Below are 1286 nucleotides of genomic sequence, written 5' to 3' on the forward strand. Positions count from 1 at the left end.
CACTGCAAACCGCTGCTGACTGCACATGGACTGCCCCGCAAGAATCCAATTTCTCACGGGAAAGACGGATGTGAACAACAAGCTCGTTGCATCCCTGCGCAGCCGCGCAGGGATGTTTTTTATATGTATGAGGAGGAGTTTTCTATGGAAGAAACCCGCGTTGCGATTCTCGCCATTGTCGTTGAACGTGCCGATCACATCGACCAGCTCAACGAAATTCTGCACGAGTATCGAAAGTATATCATTGGCCGCATGGGTCTGCCGTATGAAAAGCGGCATATTTCACTCATCAGCATTGCTGTCGATGCGCCGGTATCCATTATCAGTGCGATGTCCGGAAAAATCGGTATGCTGGACGGTGTAACGGCAAAATCCGTGTATTCCAAGCTGTAAGAGAGAGAAAATCAGGAGGAAATTGTATGTACAACGTGATGTCACCAAAGGCAGAGGAATTCATCAGCGATGAGGAAATCCGCGAATGTCTTGCCTACGCAGAGAAAAACAAAAACAACCGCGAAGTAATTGACCAGATCTTGGAAAAAGCAGCGAAGATGAAGGGCATTTCCCACAGGGAAGCCATCGTTCTGCTCGACTGCGAGCTGGAGGACGAAAACGAAAAAATCTATGCGCTTGCCCGTAAAATCAAAGAAGAGTTTTACGGCAACCGCATCGTCATGTTCGCACCGCTGTATCTGTCCAACTACTGTATTAACGGCTGCGAATACTGTCCATATCACGCGAAAAACCACCATATTCCGCGCAAAAAGCTGACGCAGGAGGAAATCCGTCAGGAAGTTATCGCGCTTCAGGACATGGGACACAAGCGTCTGGCACTGGAAGCGGGTGAAGATCCAATTCACAACCCGCTCGAATACATTCTGGAATCGATTCACACGATTTACAGCATCAAGCACAAAAATGGTGCGATTCGCCGCGTCAATGTCAACATTGCCGCAACGACAGTGGAAAACTACCGCAAGCTCAAGGACGCAGGCATCGGCACCTATATCCTATTCCAAGAGACCTACAACAAAAAGTCGTATGAACAGCTGCATCCGTCCGGTCCGAAGTCGGACTATGCCTATCACACGGAAGCCATGGATCGCGCCATGGACGGCGGCATTGACGATGTTGGTCTCGGTGTGCTGTTCGGTCTGAACAACTATCGCTACGACTTTACCGGCATCATCATGCACGCGGAGCATCTGGAAGCATACAAGGGCGTTGGCCCGCACACCATCAGTGTGCCGCGCGTGCGCCGTGCAGATGACATTGATCCGGATGTC

At 50.4% G+C, this 1286-nt stretch carries 2 protein-coding genes; both read left to right on the plus strand.

Translation table 11 applies throughout. The features are described 5' to 3' along the window. The first annotated feature begins 144 nt into the window (after positions 1-144). The gene (locus ACR0P9_RS12825; protein ID WP_432620745.1) at positions 145-393 is read left to right on the plus strand and encodes a TM1266 family iron-only hydrogenase system putative regulator; all 249 of its coding nucleotides are present in this window, start codon (positions 145-147) and stop codon (positions 391-393) included. Positions 394-419: 26 nt separating this feature from the next. Then, a partial coding sequence (gene hydG, locus ACR0P9_RS12830; RefSeq protein ID WP_432620747.1) for a [FeFe] hydrogenase H-cluster radical SAM maturase HydG occupies positions 420-1286 on the plus strand: 867 nt, incomplete at its 3' end.

Origin of the sequence: Butyricicoccus sp. (assembly GCF_050872565.1) — a bacterium.
Taxonomy (GTDB): domain Bacteria; phylum Bacillota; class Clostridia; order Oscillospirales; family Butyricicoccaceae; genus Butyricicoccus_A.